Below are 17,885 nucleotides of genomic sequence, written 5' to 3' on the forward strand. Positions count from 1 at the left end.
CCACCGCCTGGCCGCCTTGCACGCCATGCTCAACGACGCGGCCGACCGCAGCGACCAGTACCAGGTACGGCGCGCCCTACGGCTCGGCCATTACCAATTCTTCGACACGGCAGACCTCCTCCAGCGCCGTGGCACCCGCTCCGCCTCCAGCGTGCTCATCAACCGAGAGCGACTGATGCTGCAACTCGTCGCCCAAACTGCCGAGATTCTCACGCCCACGGCCGATGACGCGCCCTCCGCCTGCCCCGGCCGACCGCGCAGGCAGCTGGCGGGCCCCACCCTTCCTACGAAATCATTCGGAGGCCCAGCAGCACCCAGCTCCGACCGACAAGTGCTCTTCGCTCTGACCTACGCAGCCACTGAACAAGGCCACCAGTCAACCTGCCGTGTTCTGGTTCGCAGTTGGCAGTCCGTGCGGCCGTGGTCGGGCCGGCGGCCAAGGGCTTGCCGATGTCTGGCTACGGACGTCGGGAGTGCATCCAGCCGACCTTGTGGTCGGGGTTGTGGACGGGTCGCCAGACGGGTGCGGCGGGTCCGTGTTGGAGCAGGTCGGTCATCGGTGCCACGAGGATGGGAACCTCGCGCAGGTAGGCGGCCAGTGCCAGGTCGCGGGCGGCGGCGCTCAGGGCGTGGATGCGGGTTTCGATGCCGACGGGGCCGGTGTCGTCCAGGACGAACAGCAGCCGCGGGAAGAGCAGGTAGCGCCGCCGCCAGTCCTCCCTCGCCGTTTCCTGGATGGCCGGCCGGTGCCGCGCGCCGGGCGGGGGTGCGGGCACGTACTGCTGGAGGCGGGTGTATGTCGGGGGGCAAAGTTCTCTGCAACCGGTGATGCATACACCCGCCCGGCCCAGCACGAAGTCGGCACCAAGCCCCGACGCCGGACGTCATCACCGCCCCGGCGCTGAGACCTCCCCGGCAGTCGGGTTGGATAGCAATGTGGCTTGAACAGCCACGAGCAAGGGGGAAGGGATTGTTCACGTTCCTTGTGCTGAGCTTTGTACTGGTCGCCCTAGCCATCATCTTGGCCGTCATCGGGGTGCACGCTCTGTTCCTCGGCCGTATGCCCGGCCAATGGCTCCAGCAGCGAGTACGGCAACCCAGACTATGGGGAGCAGGGGCGATCCTGATGCTGATCAGCTGGAACCTGCGCTCCCCGTCGCTCCTGGTGGTCGGTGCCGGCCTCGTCGCGCTGGGACATGCCGTGAAGTCCCCTTGATGGCGTAGGCCAGCCCCCAGGGCGTCGGCGTCGGGTGACGTCCGGTCCCGCCATGCCATGGGAGGCGGCGACCTCCCACCCCTGTGCGGAACTGCCGCCCACCCTCCGTCTCAGCCCTTGCTCCATCTATCGAATCTCGATAGATTTCGATTGCGATTCGATGGAGGGATGGGCATGAGAAAGCTGACCGTGCGTGCGCTGCGCGTCCTGCTCGTGGTGGTGCTCGCCGGCACCGTGTTCGTGCAGGCATTGATGGTGTGGACATTGGTCAGCGGGAGCGACCCGGAGGACGGGTCGCTCCCGCTGACCGCGCTGCGCGTAATCACGATCCTGGGCGTGGTGTCGGTTCAGGTCGCCCTGGTCTGCGTATGGCGGCTGGTGACAATGGTGCGGCGCGGAACCGTGTTCTCCCACGCCGCCTTCCGGTACGTGGACGGTGTGACCGGCGCGATCGTGGTGGCTGCCCTGGTGTGGTTCGCGGTCACAGCCGTCAGTGCGCCGGGCCAGCGGGACGACCCGGGCGTCACCGTCATCATGGGCGGGGTTGGCGTGGCCATCCTGGGGGTCGCGCTCATCGTGCGCGTGCTGCGGATGCTGCTCGCCCAGGCCGTCGCGCGCGACGTCGAAGCGGCGCGGATGCAGGCCGAGTTGGACGAGGTGATCTGATGCCGATCGCCGTCGACATCGGCGTGATGTTGGCCAGGCGGAAGATGTCCGTGGGCGAGCTCGCGGACCGCGTGGGGATCACACCCGCCAACCTGGCGGCACTCAAGAACGGCCGTGCCAAGGCAGTGCGCTTCACGACCCTCGCCGCGCTCTGCGAGGTGCTCAAGTGCCAGCCAGGCGACCTGCTGCGATGGGAGGCCGTGGCGAGCGGCGCCGCCCGCACCTGGTTCCGTGAGCACCCCGCCTGACGGGCGCACATACTGCTCCCTCGGCGTGTCCGGTGGCCACGGCCCTCGCCGAGGTGCCGGCGCCATGGGTTTCAGGAGCGTCCCCACAGTCCTCGTGTGCCAGCCTGCCACTCCAGGGTGGAGGCTGGAGGACACAGCCACCCTCTGAACAGTGAATCGGGCAGGTCGGCCCCGCCGATTGCTGATGCTCGTCGCCAGGCGCCACGGCACCGCCCGCGTGGACGTGCAGGCGCTTCGAACCGCGCCGCGCGCGGCCCCGGGTTCCGGTGGGACCCCTCCTTCCCGCTCCCTTCCGCAGCCCTCACCCGAAGGAGACGTCATGAGCTTCGCCTACTCGTCGATTCAGACCCGGGAGAAGGCCGGTGTCCTGTTCGCCACCCTCGACGCCGGCCCCCTCAACCTCATTGGTGTCGACCTCGTCCGTGACCTCGTCTCACTCGTCGACACGCTGTACAGCGACCCCGGTGACGCCCGGGTGGTCGTCATCGACAGCGCCTCACCCGAGTTCTTCTCGGCGCACGTGGACCTCACGGCGATCCCGCAGTACACCGCGGAGGCAGCGAAGGCCGGCGGCCCCGGAGACGCCTCGCTCGGCATGTTCCTCTACAAGCTGGCGCACGTCCCGGTGATCACCATCGCCAAGGTGCGCGGCAGAGCCCGCGGTGGCGGAAACGAACTCGCCCTGGCCTGCGACATGATCTTCGCCGCGCGGGAGAACGCGATCTTCGGTCAGTTCGAGTCCGGCACCGGCGCCCTGCCCGGCGCCGGCGGAATCCAGCACCTGACCCGGCGGCTCGGCAGAACACGCGCCATCGAGGCCATCACCGGCGCCGACGACTTCGATGCCGATCTCGCGGAGCGCTACGGCTGGATCAACCGCGCCCTGCCCGACGCCGAGCTGGACGGCTTCGTGGAACGCCTGGCCACGCGCATCGCCGGCTTCCCACCCGCGGGGGTCAAGGCCGCGAAGCGCGCGATCAATGACCTCACGTTGCCGCAGCCGGCGAACGTCCGCTCCGACTCGGCAACATTCCTCGGCCTGATTGCACTGCCCGAAAGCCGCGAGCGCCTGGACTACCTCGCGAACCGGGGCCTCCAGACGCCTGGTGACCTCGAACGCGACCTCGACGAGGCCGTGGCGGAGTTCCCCGGCTGAGGGGCAGCGTCGACGGCTGCGCCGGTGTGACGTCGGTGACAGGGATGGTGGTGGTGGCGAAGGGCGGCCCTTCGGTACTGCCCAGGGGAGGTCCGCTCGGCAGGTGAGGGACCTCGGTACTCCCGTCGGGACGGGCGATCACGGGTGGCGGGTGGCCGGCGAGGGCGATGGTGCAGGTCTGGGCGAGTGGGTCGTAGACCGCGTACACGCAGCTTCCCGTGAGCGGCATGGGGTCGCCGGGCGGCAGGGCTGAGCGTTCCTGGGCCAGGTTGACGGCGGTGTCGTTGAGGCGGGCGAGGAGCTCGTCGAGCTCCAGGTCGAGTGCGGCCAGGGAGTGTGTGGCGGTCCGTATCCGTCCCCGGGGCGGTGGCCGCGTGGATGCCCTGGCCGGCTACTTCTCCGACCACCAGGGCGGTGCGGGCGCCGGACAGGGCGAATGTGTCGAACCCGTCGCCTCCGCCCGTCTTGGACGGCACGTGCATGTGCGCGGTGTCGACGGTCGTCCGCGTCGCAGGCTGGGGTAGCAGCAGATGGCGCTGGATCGTCAAGGCGATGGTGTGTTCGGGTGTAACGGCGGGCGTTGTCGATGCACAGTGCTGTGTGAGCGGCCACTGCGACGGCAAGGGTGACGTCGCCCTTGTCGTAGACGTCGCTCGGGCCGGTGCGGTACAGGCTCATCAGTCCCAGCACGGCTCCCCGCAGTGTCAGGGGTGTCGTGACGAGGCTGTGCGCACCGGAAGCGCGGATCGCCTCCGCGCGCGGCGGGACGGCCGCGAGCCAGGGCGTTTCAGCTGAATTGGATGTCGCTGAGGTCGATGGAGACCATGACCTGATCGAGAATGGGGTAGCCGTCGGCGTCGCGGCGGTAGGCCCGGCGCTTGGTGGGCAGGACGATGCCGTCCGCCTCCACGCAGTCGTAGACGTACTGCGCGGCGGCGAATCCGCCCGCCACGTCGACGTGGTAGTCGTGTCGGCGCAGCAGCCGGTCGGGGCCGAAGTAGAAGTCCTGGTGGGTGCTGTGGCTGGCGATGTCGGGCGGGAACGTGGCGCGCAGTCCTCGCCACTGTTCGTCTCCTTCCCGCCACGGCTTGATCTCGGTGACCGTGAAGCCGGGCATGGCCAGCAGGAAGGGCGTGGTGAGGTAGGTCCACAGGGCATAGCCGTTGAAGTAGGCGCGGTCCAGGGGGGCCCAGGGGGTCTCCAGAGTGTGGCCGTCGAAGGACGACCGCGGGTCCTCGCGAGCAGCCACCACTCGCCCGTCGAGCTTGTTGATGCTCACCCGGTCGGGCGTGAAGTCGGTCTTCTGGTCAGGGGCACCGAAGGGTCTGACCGAAGCGTGCTCCTCGTGGAGCAGCACGGTCATCTCGCGGGGTTCGGGATCCTGCGGCAGGCCTTTGGTGGCGAACAGGTGTCCTCCGCTGACAAGGGTGGCTCGCGCCCGGGTCAGCGAACGCCAGCGTGTGTTTCCGCCGTGGGCTTCGATTGCCGATGTGAGAAGTTCGTTCATGTGAGTCTCCTGCAGTTGGTTAGGAGCTATGGTTTGGTGACCATCGGCATTGTCGATCGCACTCCTCGTTTTTCCCGGCGGAACTACCGAGTGCAGCCTTATCCGCTTTCCGCGCCGTTGTTCACGGCCGAGCGAGCGCGATCCCGTCGTTTCCGGCCGAAGTATTGCCCGGACTGAGGCTTTTGACGCCGAAAGCGGTCGGTTCCGACCCATCCCTCAGAGTCCGCCACATCCGCCTTGAGCTATGTCGATGCGGCGAGCGCCCTTCGGGTTGAGCCGCCGCTACGGCTGAGGCGCACACCGAACGCGGACGTCGCCAGGCCCAGTACGGCGGCTGCGCACCAGACGATCCGGAAGTCGTGCAGGGAGGCGGCACCGACGCGAGAGCCGACCACAGCGACCAGGACCGCGACGCCGACCGAGGTCGAGATCTGACGGACAGAGTTGACCAGCGCCGAACCGGTCGCCGCACGGTGCCCCGGAACGGCATGCACACCAGCGGCCACCAGAGTTCCCAGGGCCAGACCGACACCCGTACCGGTCAACAACTGGCTGGGCAGCATGCCACGCCAGTAGTCCGGCGTGACGGACGCGAAGCACGCGAACCAGACCATGCCGCCCGCGAACAGCGTCCCGCCCGCGGCGACCAGCGGACCGTGCCCGAAGCGCTGCGCTGCGCGGGCCGTCAGAAGGGTGACGACCGGGACGAGGGCGGGACCGGGGACCAGGGCGAGACCGGTGCGCAGCGCGCTCCATTGCCAGACGTCCTGGCACCACAGCACATTCGACAGCAGCATGATCGCGAAGGCGACGCCGAACACGAAGCTGCCCGCGTTCGCCGCTCCGAAGCGCGGCAGCCGCAGCAGGTCCAGCTCGAACAACGGATGGGAGTGACGCAGGGACCTGTAGACGAACGCTGCCCCGCCGATCACGGCAACGGCCAGGAGCAGTACGGTCCCGCCGCTCGCCCAGCCCCAGTCGGGTGCCTGCACCAGCGCCGCGGACAGCGCCGTGACCGCAGAGATGAGCAGCAGGGCGCCGAGGAGATCGGGCAGCGGACCCGTCTCCCGCGCGGCCGGCTTCGGCAGGACCGATCGGCCGGCGACGAGCGCCGCGATCCCGATGGGCAGGTTGACGGCGAAGACCCACCTCCAGTCCACCGCGGTCAGGAGGCCACCGGCGACGGGCCCGGCGGCCGCGGCGAGTCCGCCGACCGCGGCCCAGTTACGGGTGGCGTGGGTACGGCGTTCGGCCGGCACCGTTGCCAGCAGAAGGGCCAGGGACGTCGGAATCTGGGCGGACGCCCCGACAGCCTGCACGACCCGGGCCACGACGAGAGTCTCCAGGTTCGGGGCCAGGGCACAGCCCAGCGACGCGAGGGTGAAGACGGCGATACCGGTGAGGAAGACCGGCCGCTGGCCTATGCGGTCACCGGCGCGCCCGGCCACCACCAGCAGCGCGGCGAAGGTGATCGCGTAGGCGTTGAGGACCCAGGACAGCGAACCGAGGGTCACGCCCCCGCCGCCCTCGGAGAAGGTCTCTCCCATGGCTGGGAGCGCGACGTTGACGATCAACAGATCGAGATTAGTCATGAACACCGCCACCAGGACGACCGCGGCGGCCGTCCGGGGACGCTTTGAAAATCGAACCATCTCAGTCATGCGGCAAGCCAAACACGGGTAAGTTTGAAAATCAAACCATGACGGGTGACAATGAGGTGGTGACGACGCGCATCGATCCTCAGACCATGACTGGACGCCCCTGTTCGCTCGCTGCCGCCCTGCAGATCGTCGGTGACCGATGGGCTCTGCCGGCGATCCGCGAGGTCATGCTCGGCAACCACCGGTTCCGGCAGATCGCCAGGAACACCGGCGCCCCCTCGGACCGTCTGGCGGCGCGCCTGAAGGCGCTGGTGGAGAGTGGTGTCCTCGAACGGCGCCCGCTGCCGGACGACGCACGCCACAGCGGCTACTACCTGACGGAGGCGGGACGCGATCTGGGGGGCATCACCCGCGAGCTCATCGGGTGGGGTGACCGCTGGGCCGTCACCACGCCGCCCAGCCGGCTCCTCCACCGGGACCACGAACTCGTCACCCACACGGTCTGCGAGACCTGTGGCGAACAGGTAAGTGGCGAGGACATCCACCGGGAGGAGCTCACGTCCGGCTGGGACCAGTCCGGTCCAGTGCGGTCCGCGACGGCGAGCACGTCCCATCAAGCCGGTCAGAGTTGAGCGTCCTTCGGCCATCGGCGCGGTCAGCCTCGAAGGGCGCGCCCCGACCTACCTCAGGCTTGTCGGCGACGGCTGAGGGGCGATGACCGGATGACGGTCAGCGCTCCAGCAGGCGTCAGACGTTTCACCGAGCTTTTCAGAACCAATCGGCCTCGCCCGGCAAATCTGAGCCCAACACTGGCCGAACTGCGCGTGCGCAGAACTGCTTTCGCCGTCTGCTCGCGCCCGGTGGCCCGGTCGCTCGACCAGCCCGGCGACTGGTGGTCTCTGCTGATCGGCACAGGGAGATCCTTCAAATCCTGGAATGGGCCGCGAGCACACGACCACCGGCACGCGCCAGCTTGAGCCGGGCGATTGCGCTCACCTGTGCACCTCTCCACACGCGGCAAAGGCTCCTCGTCCTCGGTGAAGAGCAAGCCCCTGCCGCCTAGGTGCAGTGCGTGAACCACCAGGCGCAGCGACTCACCGCTCCGAGCCGTTCCGACATGACCGGCAGCACATCCAGCGACGCACCGCTGATCGGCAGCCGGGCCAGCGGATCGCCAGCGTGTTCTCCCTCGCCCCCGGCGATCAGGGCCTTGGACGGGCCCGGCCAGCGCAGCAGCTCGCACCTGGCCCCGTGCGTTACCCGCGTTCTCCTGGCAGCCGCATTCGGCCCCGAGAGCGACGGCGAACTCTGCTCATCCGCCGCCGGCGCCGGGGGAGAGACGCCGCTGGCATGCCGGGGATACCGTCACCGGCCCGGCAGCCGCGTCGTGACTTCCTGCAGCACCCAGCCGTTGCCGTCCGGGTCGTTGAACGAAGCGAACGAGCCGTAGCTGGTGCGCTCCGCGTCCGGCCCAGGTACGCGTCCCTCGGTCCCGGCGCGATGGAACACTCCGCCCGCGTCATGGAACACCTCGCTGACCTCCACGCCGCGATCGGCGAGCTCAGCCTGGGCCGCCTCGATATCGGTGACGATGAGGTGCAGGCCCTCGGCAGAGCCCGGTGCGGCAGAGCTGAGCCCGGTACCGAAGATGACCGAACACGGCGAGCCGGGCGGGGTGACCTGTACGACGCGAAAGTCCTTGCCGCGGGCGACGTCGGCGTCGAGCCTCCACCCCAGGTCCTCGTAGAAGTTCTTGGCTCGGTCGACGTCGGCGACCGGTACCACCACGACCTCGAGTTTCATGTCCACGATCGATTTGCTCCTGTCCCTTGGTGTCCAACGGCCTCTGCCCATGGCGATGCGTGCTGCTCGTGGCACCCGCTGCGTATCCGTGGAAGGCCCTGGTCGTGGTGGGCGCCGGCCTGAGGACGGACCGCCAGGCGACCAATTGTGATCAGTTGATTGCTTTGAGTGTTCATGATCCTAGCGACCCCGCTTGCCTGATGGCGGGCGGCGGCGCAGGTGTGGTCGATCGGATCGATGCCCTGGGTTTCCGTTGCCGCTGCCGCCCCCGTGCTGCGCATCGGCTTCCCGTAGCACATGGTGGTGGTGGGGCATCCCGCGCCGGTTACGAGAGCCCGCACTGGCGAACGGTGCCCGGACCCGGACAGGAGCGGCGACATTGCGCCACCAGTGCCTCTGAGATGAAGTCCGACATGACCCCACCCAGGAACCTGCTGATCGCCACCTTGTACGTCGTCTCCGACCGTCCCGTCGGACAAGGCGACCTCTCGCTGGCCCTCGCGGGGGCGGAACTCATCGACCCGCCGGAGCCGTCACTCTGGACGGCGGCCGCATCGACCCCGGCCCGCAGCGGGCCATGGACGATCGCCTGCTGGACGCGGCCGTGTCGTCGCTCGGCCGGGACGTGTCGTACGAGTCCCTGGAGGACTGGCCATGGCGCCGGGGCCGTGGCCTGCCGGCGGCTCATCGCGCCGCAATGGAGGCGGAAGGACAGGTCACCCGGCAACGGCATCGCTGGATCCCGCGCAGGTCCGATCGGACAGCGCCGGCCGTCTCACCGGCCCGTCGCCACGCGGCCGAGCGCTGGACGCCGGTCAGACGACGGGGGCCGGCGCCGAACAAGGATGCCGGCACCAGCACAGGTTTTGTCCAAAACGCCCGCCGAGATTGCCGGGCGCTGAGAGACGAAAGGTCACTCATGCCTCGATCCATGCGCGCGCTCGTAGCCGGAAAGGTCGGCGAGCCTACCGATGTCCTGCGGCTGGAATCCCGGCCTGTTCCCACGCCAGAAGCTGGTCAGGCGTTGATCCGTGTGAAGGCGACTCCGATTCACGCCAGTGATCTGCACGTGCTGCGCGGCCGCTACGGTTTCTCCCCCGACTTTCCCACTGTTGGTGGTCACATGGAATGTATGGGCCGTGTTGAGGCTCTGGGTCCGGATACCGAAGGGCCAAAGATCGGCGAGCGTGTGGTCGTCGCTGCCGTACCGGCGGTACCCGGGCCCCATGTGGCCGGAACCTGGCAGGAATACCTGGTCGCCGACACACGAAGGCTCCTGCCGGTCCCCGACCATCTGAGCGACTCCACCGCCTGTCAACTCGCCGTCAACCCCTTGACCGCGCTGCTCCTCGTGACGCGCGAACTCGACGTACAGCCGGGTGAATGGTTGTTGCAGACGGCCGCGGGCTCCACCGTCGGCCGGCTCGTCATCCAGCTGTCCCGGCACCTGGGGATCCGCACGATCAATGTCGTGCGGCGGCGCGGTGCCGTCGAGGAGATCAAAGCGTTTGGTGGGGACGAGGTCATCTGCACCGAGGACGAGGACCTGTTGCAGCGTGTGGCTGAGACAGCAGGACCGGCCGGCGTGCGCAAGGCTGTCGACTGTGTCTCGGGACCCGTGGGTGCCCAGGTATCGCAGGCATTGGCTCCGGGGGGAGAGGTCGTGGTCTACGGCGCGCTCTCCACCCATCGGCAGACTGATCCGGCAGCGCTGACGATCCCGCTGCAGGCACGCTCGGTCATCTACGAGACCAAAGCGGTCCGCGGCTTCTGGCTGAACCGCTGGTTCGGCACTGTCTCACCTGAGGATGCGCTGGGCGCGTTGTCCCAGGTTCGCAGTCTCGTCGCTGAGGAAGTGCTGAGCATTCCTCAAGGTCAGCCGTTCCCGCTCGAACGCTTCGCTGAAGCCGTCTCGCTCGCCGAAACACCCGCACATGACGCCAAACCACTCTTCGTCTTCAAAGACGGCCAGGACTCCTAACGGAATGTCCTACGCGGTCTTGAGGGCCACGCCGGCGGTTGTGAGCGAACGCGGTTGCTGGTGTCCGGACGTGACCCTGGCTGACCTCAACAACCTGATGCTGCAAGCGAGACTGAGGAAGGCTTCGTCGATGTCGTCGCGTATCTCCCAGCGGATGCGCAGGCGGCGGAACCAGTGCAGGTGGGCGAACGCTCGCTCCACGACTCAGCGTTGGGTGCCCAGGCCGGAGACGTGCTCGGTGCCTCGGCGGGCGATCTGCGGCTTCACGCGGAGGTCCCAGACCAGGCGACGGTACGTGTCGTGGTCGTAGCCGCGGTCGCCCAGGACCACGTCCGGGCGGCGCCGGGGCCGGCCGCGCTTGCCGCGCACGGGTGGTACGGCCTGGAGGAGCGGGATCAGCTGGGTGACGTCGTTGCGGTTGCCGCCGGTCAGGGTGGCGGCGAGCGGGATGCCGGTGGCGTCGGTGACCAGGTTGGGCACATTCCGCCGAGCTGCGGGGTTCTGCTCGCTCACGCCTCGAACAGTGCCAGGTGGGAGCGTCGGGCCCCTGCCGCTTAGGTTGTTGGCTCTGCCGAGCTACTAAGAGGCCCTGCTGTCATGCGCCGGTTCTCCCGAGATCACCCGATCAGGGAGCTTGTTCGACAGGCCCGCCCCACGATCGATAAGCGGAGGAGTCTCAAGAATCGCCACTCAGCGCCAGCTCGGGGACTGGCTGTTCGGTCCATCGAAGGGCACCGGTCGGCCCGTGAACGCGTCTAGCATGACCCGGCTGCCGACTGGCCGGTTCAGCACGACCGTCACACTCTCACCGTTCATCTCGCCAGTCCAGGGGCCCTTCCTCGCCTCGACGATGAACGCGGACAACACCACGCTGCCGTTGGTCTCAAGGACGTCTACACCGGGTCCGTCATCACAAGAGCCATGGTTGGCCGGCACGGTGACGGTCCGGCAGGCATCGGCCACCCCGACCAACCTGCCGAGGGGCAGCAACTGGCCTGATGAGACCCGGGCGGACTGCTTGATCGGCGACTCCGGGAGCTTCGACGGACTGACGGCCATCCGTTTGAGGGCGGTGTCGTAGCCTTCCAGCGCGAACAGCCACGCGGGGACGGTAGCCGGGCCGCGGCTGGTGGCGACGGTCATCTCGCCCAGCCGTGCTCCGGTCACGGTCAGGTAAGGTGCCCCACTACCATTGCGGTCCATGCCGCAGGCCGCCCGAGCGTCCACCAGTGGCAGCGTGATCGATCCGCCGCCTTTCCACGTCACCTGCCCGTCTTTGCGTGTTGCGGCGGGCAGGTTGCCACGGAGAAGGAAATTCTGGTCTTCGTAGGCGCGCTTGTCGGTTGCACTACTCAGGCCGTTATCGGGCAGCTGGATGGCCTCCCCCGTAGGGTAGTAGCCCTTGCGCCATGCTTCGGCCGCGATGGAACCGTCCCAGGCGTCGGCCACCTGCTGGGCCCGAGCCTCACGCTCAACGGACGGGGCGGCGCTGCGTACATGCTCTGCGCGGCTGTCTTCCTTCTCGCTGCTGCAGCCGCCGATGGTTCCTGTAGCCAGCAGCGCTGTGCGGTGTGGAGGTGTCTCGCCTCTGTGACGGACCGACCCTGGGCCGGGATCGGTCCGTTGCGACTGCCGATCCCCTCTTGTTGCTGCATCGTGACTGATCTTCATTTGCCCATGCAGACGCCCTGTGTATCTGCGCCGCGCTGTTTCCGCAGGGCCCGTACGCGCTATGTACTGTGAATGTACGTGATGCGTACGGTTCATCGGTTAGGGTAGGGATCAGGAGGTGCTCCCATGTCCGAGTTGTTCGACGCGGTCGACGCACTGGTCGCGTCCCGCGCTCCGCTGCCGCCGGCGGGGGAGCGCAAGCGGTTGCGGGTCGCGCACGGCCTGACGCTGGACGAAGTGGCCGCCGCGCTGAAGGTGCGCCGGGCCACGGTGTCGGGCTGGGAGTCGGCCAAGAAGCCGACCGAGCCGCGCGGCCCGGAACGTGAGGCGTATGCACGTCTGTTGAACAAGCTCGCGGAACTCTATCCCGCCCCTTCGGCGCCGCCGGAGCCGGCCGCCGCTCCGGCGCCCGCCACATTCACCAGCACGCCCGCCCCGGCGGAGCCGGATCCGCCCCCCAGCCCGGGCCCAGAGGCCGCAGCTTCCCAGACCGCCCCCGCTTCTTCCGCGCCTGCCGAGCAAGCCGTACCGAGCCCGGAGCGCACCGCCAGGAGCACGTCAGAATCGCGCCGGCCGGGCGTGCGGAAGGTGGCCCCGGCCGGTACCCCGGCGGGTGGCATCGACCCACGGTTCGAGAACGGTCCGCTCGCCGTCGTCGACGTCGAGGACGGTCAGGTGCTGGCGTACTGTCCCGGTGGCCTGGTCCTGGACGTGCCCGCCAAGTCCCTCCCGGCCCTGGTGACCTGGACGCTGAGCGACGCGAAGCTCGGGCAGCCGAGGCTGTCCGGGCCGGGAAAGGACGCCGACCCGCTGATCGTGCTCACCGAGGCCGCGTTGGAGCGCTACGGGCTGCCCGTCGCCCTCACCGATGAGGAGCGTCTCGCCGGCCGGATCCCGGAGGGCCACAAGGTCATCAAGCAGCTGGCCCGCGCGGAGTGGAAGCTGACCAAGCGCGGATTCGGGCCGTGGGCCCGGATCTACCGCCCCGCGCAGGGCTCGGAGCGGACCTGCGTGCAGTTGTGCATCCCGTCCTGGCACGCTCTCGACTCCCGCCACTGGGGCAACGCCGCCGAGCTCCCGCCGGCTGAACTCGCCCATGTGCTGGGCGTGTACGCGTCGCGGGTGATGACACCGCGGGGCTCCACGGCCGTCACCGGCCTGGAGCTGATGACCGCGCTGCACCCGCCCACCCGTGCCTCCGAGCCCGACACCGACGGCAAGCGGCACTCCGAGCACAACCCCGGCAGCCTGGGCAAGGACCCGGTGGACTGCGCGCCGTGCGAGGCCCCTGACGGCCACCCGCTGCTGGCGGACCTGCCACGCTTCCACGTCCGAGGACCGGCGGAGAAGCTGTTGGAGGAGGCGTACGACTGGGCACGGCCGATGACCGATGCCGAATGCACCAAACGCCACCTGGTCGGCATCGACGTGAACATGGCCTTCGCCGCCGGCGCCAACGGCCTGGTCGTCGGCCTCGGCGCGCCGACGCACGTCAAGGCACCGGTGTTCGACCCCAAGCTGCCCGGCTCGTGGCTGGTCGACCTCTCCCACGTCGACTTGTCCCGCGTGAAGGTCGGCAAGGACAAGTGGGCGGACCTGGACGCCAGTCTGCTGCCGAGCCCGTTCACGCCGCAGGGCGAGCGTCCCGATGGCCCGGCCTGGTACGCCACGCCGACCGTCGCCTACGCGGTGGAGCTGGGCTACGAGGTGCGCCCGCTGGAGGCGTACGTCCGCTACGACAACGGCCGCTATCTGGACGCCTGGTACAACCGGCTCCGTGACGCCTACCTCGCCACGATGGCCGACCTCGGCGTTCACGCGGACATGCCGCCGGCCGGCTTCCTCGCGGCGATGGACGGCTACAAGGAGCGTGACCCTCAGCTGGCGATCGTCGTCTCGGCCGTCAAAGCAACGGTCAAGGGCGGCCTGGGCAAGCTGCGCGAACGCCCGCGCGGGGAGGGCTGGCGACCGGGCGAGCCGTGGCGGGCGCTGTCCCGCCCCACGTGGCGGCCGGACATCCGCGCGGCGGTCATCTCCCGCACGCGGATCAACCTGCACCGCAAGATCGTCAAGCACGCGGCGTTCACCGGCCAGTACCCGGTCGCGATCATGTCCGACTGCGTCGTGTACGCGGCCGACGGCACCAGCCCGCTGGACTTCCTCCCCTACCGGGACGGCAAGCCGCTGCCCGGCGGCTTCAAGCTCGGCATCAACCCCGGCCTGGTGAAGCACGAGGGCACCCAGACCGTCCTGTGGGGTGAGGAGGTCCGCGAGCGGTTCGACGCCCCGGACCTCAACCTCGCCCGGTACATCAAGGACGGCACCGTCACCGACACCGACAACGGCGAGTAGGGGAGGGCCATGAGCCTGTTCGGCGACGGCCTGGACGCCGCGGTGCAGAAGTCGTTCACCCGCCCGGCCCCCAAGAGCGCACCCGCGCAGATGCGCTACCTGGTCAAGCAGCTCAAGGGCACCAAACCGGTCGCCCAGATGCTGCGCATCTCCCAGCGCACCGTCGAACGCTACGTCAAGGACCAGATCAGGAAACCACGCCCGCAGCTCGCCGCGCGCCTGGAGCGCGAGGTGAAGAAGCGGTGGCAGCCGCAGATCCGCGCCAGGGCCCGGCAGCAGGCGGCGACGACCGGCGGCATCGTCATCGACACCCGGGCCCGGATCGGCTACACCGCACCGGTCGGTACGACGGACGACGCCAGGATCCGGCACCTGACCGTCGCGCTGCCGCCGCAGTACGCCGCCCGCCTCTTCGACGCCCAACAGGCCGGCGCCCCCGACCGGCAACTGCAGCAGATCGCCGCCGAAGGACTCAAGGAGGTCTACTTCCAGGACAGCGGCCGCCGCGCCGGCAGCCTGGAGGAGGTCCGCTTCACCGACATCGAGCACGTGGAATTCGACCTGTAGCAGCCGTGCCCTGAACGCTTGCGAGCCACATGTCACAGCTGCACGTACTCAACTGCCCGGGGAGGCGGCCTCACTGTCGTTCGTAGGGCCCGCAGTGACTCCCCGAATACGTGGACCAGAGCCCGGAGGAACCGCCAGAGCCCGGTCGGCAGCGCTCGCTGATCGGGATTCTCATGAACGGGCTCTCGGGCGTCGGCTGGACAGCCGACGCCCGGCCGAGGGCGGCGTCAGGACGGGTTGTCGCCGTGGGTGAGGGTCTCCCAGGCGACGAAGAGGTTGTTCGTGCCGGAGGGGCGTGTGCGTTCGGTCAGGGCCTGGGTGTTGGACATGGCGAAGCCGAGACGGTTGTGCATGGCGTTGTATCCGACCTCAGTGACCGGGCCGAGTCCGAGGTGGAGGTTCCCGCCGCAGAGCCAGCTGGGAACGGTCGCGCCCTGCTCGTACTTCGCCTGGAACCCGAGCGCGTGCCGAAGCCGTTCGCCCACGTCGGTGCCGTACAGGTCCTGGCCTTGTATCCGGCTGGTTTCGGCGACGTGCGAGATGGAGGAGATTCCGTACCCGGTGTGAGTGAAGTCCCGGCACGTCTCCTGGGTGAGGCCGGTGACGAAGGTGTTCTGGCCCTGCCAGTAGTTCACTATCTTGTCCCGGGTGTCGAGGTTCTGACTCGGCACGGTCTTCGGCAGGTCACCGTCGGAGGCCAGGTAGACGTAGGCTGCCGTGCGGGTGCGGAACTTGGCCATGGCCTTGTCGTAGGCGCCCTTGTCCTCCAGGAAGACGGAGATGCCGACGGCGGCCTCCATCATCGTCAGCTCCCAGTTGCCGTTGGAGTTGGAGCCGTTGATGATCTCGGGCAGATAGACGTCGCGGAGCATGGTGGCGAAGCGGCCCGAGTTGGCCCAGGACCCGGTGTAGGTGTACTTGATGAGCTCCGCCGCCTTGGACCACGAGGAGCCGGCCCAGCCGGTCTGCAGGGGCGCATTGCTGTTGGTGTGGTCCTTGATGATCGCGGACCAGCCGTCCATCAGCTCGATGGACTTGCGGGCGTAGCGTTCGTCGCGCGTGAGGTACCAGGCCAGCGCGTTGGTGTACGCCGCCATCGCGTCCTCGCGTTCGTCGGTGCAGCCGTTGTTCGGGTTCGAGTACGAGCCGCACTCGACGATCGCCCTCGGTTTCGGCACGCGGTTCAGGTCGGCGTACTTGCTCGCCATCATCTGGTCGAAGGCGCCCTTCCATGGCTGGGCCCCGGCATCGACCTTGCTGCGGGCGAAGTCCAACTGGCTCCTGGAGACGGTGACTCCGGGGTGCGTGAACGTGGTGGGCGCGGCATCGGCCCGTGGGGCGGCCTCGGGCCGGAACAGCAGGGTGCCGACGAGGGCGGCGGTGAGCGCGGCGTACGGGACGGCGCGGGATCTGCGGTGGGGACGTGGGGGAGCAGACGGCATGAGCGGATACATCCGTTCTTCTATGTGAACGACGAGTGTCTGTCTGAACGCTCTGCTGGTCGGTGACGATAGGTAGAGACCAATGGGCCGTCAAGTGTCCGGGCGACTACGGGCGGAGCGCCGTACGTGACTTCCCGGCCTCCGGCCGCGCCAACCTTGCCCCCGACAGGCCGGCCTGCCCGTCTGGGGCGGCAACCGGCGAGAGCTGGTGGTGACCGCGCAACAGCGGTGTCCGGGCATGGCGCGGTGTGCGGTGCGGGACGGGGTGGAGCCAGAGTGCCATGCCGCTCTGTCTCATGCGGTGGTGGCCCGGTGGTGGGAGCAACTCGCGCACACTTGGCCGAGGAACAGGCTCAGAGCCGTTGATCGTGTCGCCTCCGGCAGGTTGTCCAACCGAGCGGCGGGGACGCTGCCCTGGAGCAGGCACGGCGACGAGCGAGCGGCCCAGCCGCTGGAGCACCTCGGTCTGCGGGCACCTGCCTGTGCCCCCGGCTGAATGAGTCAAGCCCCGGGGCCGTCCCACTCGGCCTGAAGCGCAGCAGTCAAGACGCGGCCTCAGTCGAAGGCGGCGCCATTGTCCGATGCCCATTGCTGGAACGATCTGGCCACGGACCCGGTGACCCGGGAAACCGTGTCGCGCACCTTCAGCAACTCGTCATTGACGTCCCCGCCCATCAAGTCCAGGACCGCATCCGCGGTCTCGTCTCCCATGAAGGAAGCCATCCGCCGATGGGCTTCCCCCCGGCTGATCTCGATGCAGGTCACCTCCCGCCCCAACGCCGCAGCGATGGCTGCGACTTGCTGTCGGACGGTAACGCGTTCCGGCCCGGTCAGCGCATACGTCCGTCCCCGGTGCCCCGGCTCGGTCAGGGCCACGCGGGCAACCGCCGCGATGTCCGCAGGATGGATCGTGGGAAGGCCGATGTCTGCATACGGCGCTCGCACCACGCCCTGATCACGAATCGACCGCGCCCACCACAGGGTGTTCGAGGCGAACTGCGTCGGCCGCAGGATCGTCCAGGCCATGCCGCTGTCCTTGAGCAACCGCTCGACAGCCAGATTCTCACCGGCGCCAGGCAGATGCGGATGAGTCTGCACCGTGATCGACGACACGAGCACCACGTGCTCGACGCCTGCGTGCCGAGCAGTCGCGATGACCTCTCCTTCCGCACCCATCCCCGCCAACAGGAACAGCGAGCGCGCTCCCTCCAGCGCGGCCTTCAGGGACTCCGCCTGCGCGAGATCGCCCTCGACGGCTTCGACCCCCTCAGGGAACGAGACCCGACCCACGGCCCGAGTAAGCCCTCGAACAGGTGCGGCACCAGACAGGCGCAGTTCCCTCAGCAAAGGACTCCCGATATTCCCGGTCGCGCCGGTCACGAGGATCATCGTCATCTCTCCCTGTCGTCAGCCGGTGATCACGTTCACGGCACGCTAAGATCTCAACCTTGCTCGAGGTCAAGGAGTCGCTTCCACCGCCTCGGGTTGACTCATGAGCGAGAGCGGACTCGCTGGGCGGGTCACGATCACGGGCCGTCGCCGCAGACCATGCCTCCAGCCTCTCGCGGGGCCGCTCCTGCGGCGATCAGGGCGATTCGACCTGTAGCATGTGCCGTCGACGCCGGGGGCCCGAGCGGATCTTCTGGGTCCGAGCGCGCCGGATGTCGCGCAGGGT

At 68.7% G+C, this 17,885-nt stretch carries 15 protein-coding genes and 3 pseudogenes; 8 read left to right on the plus strand and 10 right to left on the minus strand.

From position 1 onward, the window contains the following. Window positions 1-458: 458 nt before the first annotated feature. Window positions 459-776, minus strand: a complete 318-nt coding sequence (locus IE260_RS23815) for a hypothetical protein (protein ID WP_189875155.1) — start codon at window positions 774-776, stop codon at window positions 459-461. A gap of 194 nt (window positions 777-970) precedes the next feature. Between IE260_RS23815 and IE260_RS23820 the strand changes: the two genes are divergently transcribed. From IE260_RS23820 to IE260_RS23835, 4 genes are all read left to right on the plus strand, one after another. Beyond that, on the plus strand, window positions 971-1,216 hold the full coding sequence (locus IE260_RS23820; RefSeq protein WP_189875157.1) for a hypothetical protein: 246 nt from the start codon (window positions 971-973) through the stop codon (window positions 1,214-1,216). Window positions 1,217-1,390: 174 nt separating this feature from the next. After that, window positions 1,391-1,882, plus strand: a complete 492-nt coding sequence (locus IE260_RS23825; protein WP_189875159.1) for a DUF2975 domain-containing protein — start codon at window positions 1,391-1,393, stop codon at window positions 1,880-1,882. Continuing rightward, window positions 1,882-2,130, plus strand: coding sequence for a helix-turn-helix domain-containing protein (locus IE260_RS23830; RefSeq protein ID WP_189875161.1), 249 nt, complete (start codon window positions 1,882-1,884; stop codon window positions 2,128-2,130). Before IE260_RS23825 ends, IE260_RS23830 begins: the two co-directional genes overlap by 1 nt. A gap of 319 nt (window positions 2,131-2,449) precedes the next feature. Further along, window positions 2,450-3,286 carry an enoyl-CoA hydratase/isomerase family protein gene (locus tag IE260_RS23835; RefSeq protein WP_189875163.1) on the plus strand — a complete coding sequence of 279 codons (837 nt, stop codon included), beginning with the start codon at window positions 2,450-2,452 and terminating at the stop codon, window positions 3,284-3,286. 49 nt (window positions 3,287-3,335) lie between these two features. Here IE260_RS23835 and IE260_RS43100 read toward each other — a convergent pair. The 4 genes and pseudogenes from IE260_RS43100 to IE260_RS23845 form a co-directional block, all read right to left on the minus strand. Continuing rightward, window positions 3,336-3,638, minus strand: a pseudogene (locus tag IE260_RS43100) (SpoIIE family protein phosphatase); the annotation flags it as partial. 245 nt (window positions 3,639-3,883) lie between these two features. After that, a pseudogene (locus tag IE260_RS43105) lies at window positions 3,884-4,120 on the minus strand (GAF domain-containing protein); the annotation flags it as partial. Then, complete coding sequence (locus tag IE260_RS23840) at window positions 4,074-4,793, minus strand: hypothetical protein (protein ID WP_189875165.1); 720 nt, start codon at window positions 4,791-4,793, stop codon at window positions 4,074-4,076. The pseudogene IE260_RS43105 and the gene IE260_RS23840, both read right to left, overlap by 47 nt. Window positions 4,794-5,035: 242 nt before the next feature. Next, complete coding sequence (locus tag IE260_RS23845; RefSeq protein WP_189875167.1) at window positions 5,036-6,454, minus strand: MFS transporter; 1,419 nt, start codon at window positions 6,452-6,454, stop codon at window positions 5,036-5,038. 38 nt (window positions 6,455-6,492) lie between these two features. Between IE260_RS23845 and IE260_RS23850 the strand changes: the two genes are divergently transcribed. Then, window positions 6,493-7,026 (plus strand): winged helix-turn-helix transcriptional regulator, encoded by a 534-nt coding sequence (locus IE260_RS23850; protein WP_189875169.1) that lies wholly within the window; start codon window positions 6,493-6,495, stop codon window positions 7,024-7,026. A 733-nt stretch (window positions 7,027-7,759) separates the two neighbouring features. On the opposite strand, the gene IE260_RS23855 is transcribed toward IE260_RS23850, so the two are convergent. Beyond that, window positions 7,760-8,203: a VOC family protein gene (locus tag IE260_RS23855; protein ID WP_189875171.1), complete on the minus strand. Its 444-nt coding sequence runs from the start codon at window positions 8,201-8,203 to the stop codon at window positions 7,760-7,762. A 571-nt stretch (window positions 8,204-8,774) separates the two neighbouring features. Between IE260_RS23855 and IE260_RS23860 the strand changes: the two genes are divergently transcribed. Continuing rightward, window positions 8,775-10,178, plus strand: a complete 1,404-nt coding sequence (locus tag IE260_RS23860) for a zinc-binding dehydrogenase (RefSeq protein WP_229881130.1) — start codon at window positions 8,775-8,777, stop codon at window positions 10,176-10,178. A 75-nt stretch (window positions 10,179-10,253) separates the two neighbouring features. Here IE260_RS23860 and IE260_RS41810 read toward each other — a convergent pair. Both IE260_RS41810 and IE260_RS23870 read right to left on the minus strand, forming a co-directional pair. Next, window positions 10,254-10,652, minus strand: a pseudogene (locus tag IE260_RS41810) (transposase); the annotation flags it as partial. Window positions 10,653-10,868: 216 nt separating this feature from the next. Continuing rightward, window positions 10,869-11,849: a hypothetical protein gene (locus IE260_RS23870; protein WP_189875176.1), complete on the minus strand. Its 981-nt coding sequence runs from the start codon at window positions 11,847-11,849 to the stop codon at window positions 10,869-10,871. Window positions 11,850-11,975: 126 nt separating this feature from the next. On the opposite strand from IE260_RS23870, the gene tap reads away from it, so the two are divergent. After that, a complete protein-coding gene (gene tap / locus IE260_RS23875; RefSeq protein WP_189875177.1) occupies window positions 11,976-14,201 on the plus strand; it encodes a telomere-associated protein Tap in 2,226 nt (741 codons plus the stop codon). A gap of 9 nt (window positions 14,202-14,210) precedes the next feature. Beyond that, window positions 14,211-14,768, plus strand: coding sequence for a telomere-protecting terminal protein Tpg (tpg, locus tag IE260_RS23880; protein WP_189875179.1), 558 nt, complete (start codon window positions 14,211-14,213; stop codon window positions 14,766-14,768). 227 nt (window positions 14,769-14,995) lie between these two features. On the opposite strand, the gene IE260_RS23885 is transcribed toward tpg, so the two are convergent. After that, window positions 14,996-16,210, minus strand: coding sequence for an alginate lyase family protein (locus tag IE260_RS23885; RefSeq protein WP_189875182.1), 1,215 nt, complete (start codon window positions 16,208-16,210; stop codon window positions 14,996-14,998). A 555-nt stretch (window positions 16,211-16,765) separates the two neighbouring features. Then, entirely contained in the window at window positions 16,766-17,599 is an 834-nt protein-coding gene (locus tag IE260_RS23890; RefSeq protein WP_189875385.1) for an NAD(P)H-binding protein, read from the minus strand. Window positions 17,600-17,885: the final 286 nt, after the last annotated feature.

Origin of the sequence: Streptomyces viridiviolaceus (genome assembly GCF_014650995.1) — a bacterium.
Lineage (GTDB): Bacteria > Actinomycetota > Actinomycetes > Streptomycetales > Streptomycetaceae > Streptomyces > Streptomyces viridiviolaceus.

What these genes read in the sequence shown, in the direction of transcription:
- IE260_RS23835 (WP_189875163.1), top strand. Translation starts at nt 2,450, where the DNA reads ATGAGCTTCGCCTACTCGTCGATTCAGACCCGGGAGAAGGCCGGTGTC.
- tap (WP_189875177.1), top strand. Translation starts at nt 11,976, where the DNA reads ATGTCCGAGTTGTTCGACGCGGTCGACGCACTGGTCGCGTCCCGCGCT.
- IE260_RS23870 (WP_189875176.1), bottom strand. Translation starts at nt 11,849, where the DNA reads ATGAAGATCAGTCACGATGCAGCAACAAGAGGGGATCGGCAGTCGCAA.
- IE260_RS23845 (WP_189875167.1), bottom strand. Translation starts at nt 6,454, where the DNA reads ATGACTGAGATGGTTCGATTTTCAAAGCGTCCCCGGACGGCCGCCGCG.
- tpg (WP_189875179.1), top strand. Translation starts at nt 14,211, where the DNA reads ATGAGCCTGTTCGGCGACGGCCTGGACGCCGCGGTGCAGAAGTCGTTC.
- IE260_RS23825 (WP_189875159.1), top strand. Translation starts at nt 1,391, where the DNA reads ATGAGAAAGCTGACCGTGCGTGCGCTGCGCGTCCTGCTCGTGGTGGTG.
- IE260_RS23850 (WP_189875169.1), top strand. Translation starts at nt 6,493, where the DNA reads ATGACGGGTGACAATGAGGTGGTGACGACGCGCATCGATCCTCAGACC.
- IE260_RS23860 (WP_229881130.1), top strand. Translation starts at nt 8,775, where the DNA reads ATGGACGATCGCCTGCTGGACGCGGCCGTGTCGTCGCTCGGCCGGGAC.
- IE260_RS23890 (WP_189875385.1), bottom strand. Translation starts at nt 17,599, where the DNA reads ATGATCCTCGTGACCGGCGCGACCGGGAATATCGGGAGTCCTTTGCTG.
- IE260_RS23885 (WP_189875182.1), bottom strand. Translation starts at nt 16,210, where the DNA reads ATGCCGTCTGCTCCCCCACGTCCCCACCGCAGATCCCGCGCCGTCCCG.
- IE260_RS23830 (WP_189875161.1), top strand. Translation starts at nt 1,882, where the DNA reads ATGCCGATCGCCGTCGACATCGGCGTGATGTTGGCCAGGCGGAAGATG.
- IE260_RS23840 (WP_189875165.1), bottom strand. Translation starts at nt 4,793, where the DNA reads ATGAACGAACTTCTCACATCGGCAATCGAAGCCCACGGCGGAAACACA.